Origin of the sequence: Nocardia amamiensis, from assembly GCF_015477605.1 — a bacterium.
GTDB lineage: Bacteria > Actinomycetota > Actinomycetes > Mycobacteriales > Mycobacteriaceae > Nocardia > Nocardia amamiensis_A.
The window spans coordinates 1-1,290 of record NZ_JADLQX010000154.1 but is presented as its reverse complement, the minus strand read 5'-3'; the positions used below and the strand labels follow the sequence as shown (position 1 = coordinate 1,290).

Here is a 1,290-nt window from a genome sequence, read left to right as displayed (position 1 = left end):
TGAGATTCCCCCGTTTTCCGGAGGGCTCCGATGTGTGGTCCGATAGGACCGGAAGGAGTCATCTGTGGCAGCACCGAGGAAGTATCCCGACGAGTTGAGGGCTCGCGCGGTCCGGTTGTACCGGGAGTCGGATCCCAAGCCGACGATCCGCAAACTTGCCGAGCAGTTGGGGGTGCATCACGAGGCGTTGCGGAACTGGATCCGCCAGGCCGAGGCCGATGCTGGTGAGCGGGCCGATCGGCCGACCACGGACATGGCCGAGGAGAACAAACAGCTGCGAAAGAAGGTCGCCGAGCTCGAGCGGGTCAACGCGGTGTTGCGTTCTGCGAGTGCGTATTTCGCCTCGGAGCTCGACCAGACCCGGAGGTGATCGTGCGGTTCATCGAACAGCATCCGCAGCACCCGGTCGAGCTCGTACTACGGGTTCTCGGTATCGCGTCCTCGACCTACTACGGATGGCTCGAGCGCGCGAAGAACCCGTCACCGCGGCGATTGCAGGACGAGCAACTGTTGGCCGAGATCATCGACATTCACACCAGTTCCGGCGGGACCTACGGGTCGCCACGGGTGCATGCCACCCTGGCCCGTCGAGGTGTGCGGGTCGGCCGCAAACGAGTCGAGCGGTTGATGCGCTCGGCCGAGTTGCAGGGTTCGTTCCTGCGCAGGAAATGGCGTACACCCTCGACCCGGCAGGACCCGCGAGCCAAGCCGGCGCCAGATCTGGTCGAACGCGACTTCACCGCCGATGCCCCGAACAAACTCTGGGTCGCCGATGCCACGCGCATCCCGACCGGTGAGGGCGTGTTCTGGCTGGCCGCGGTCCGGGACGCGTTCTCCAACCGGATCGTCGGGTGGAAGACCTCCGACCGCTGCGACACCGACCTGGTGCTCGGTGCCCTCGAATACGGCATCTGGTCCCGAGATGTTCGCGACGGCGAATTGATCCATCACTCCGATCGTGGGTCGACCTACACGGCTTTCCGGTTCGCAAATCGGCTGGCCGACAACGGGATTGCCCAATCGATGGGATCGGTCGGCGATTCCTACGATAACGCGCTCATGGAGAACTTCTTCTCCACCCTGAAAACCGAACTGGTTTACCGCAACTCGTGGCGAACCCGCGAGGACGCCGAGAACGCGCTGTTCGCCTACATCGACGGTTGGTACAACACCCAGCGCATCCAGAAGAAGCTTGGTTGGCGTTCACCCGACGAATACGAAGCCAGCTACCATCAACCGGTTCCAGTCGGAACCAGGTAATCCGCTCTCCGGCTCAGCGGGGGAATCTCA

General features: G+C 63.2%; 2 protein-coding genes. Both read left to right on the top strand.

Annotated features, from left to right (window positions below):
- Nucleotides 1–64 precede the first annotated feature (64 nt).
- Nucleotides 65–370, top strand: a complete 306-nt coding sequence (locus tag IU459_RS37200) for a transposase (RefSeq protein WP_195134262.1) — start codon at nucleotides 65–67, stop codon at nucleotides 368–370.
- Between the two features lie 2 nt (nucleotides 371–372).
- The gene (locus IU459_RS37195) at nucleotides 373–1,260 is read left to right on the top strand and encodes an IS3 family transposase (RefSeq protein ID WP_195134261.1); all 888 of its coding nucleotides are present in this window, start codon (nucleotides 373–375) and stop codon (nucleotides 1,258–1,260) included.
- Nucleotides 1,261–1,290: the final 30 nt, after the last annotated feature.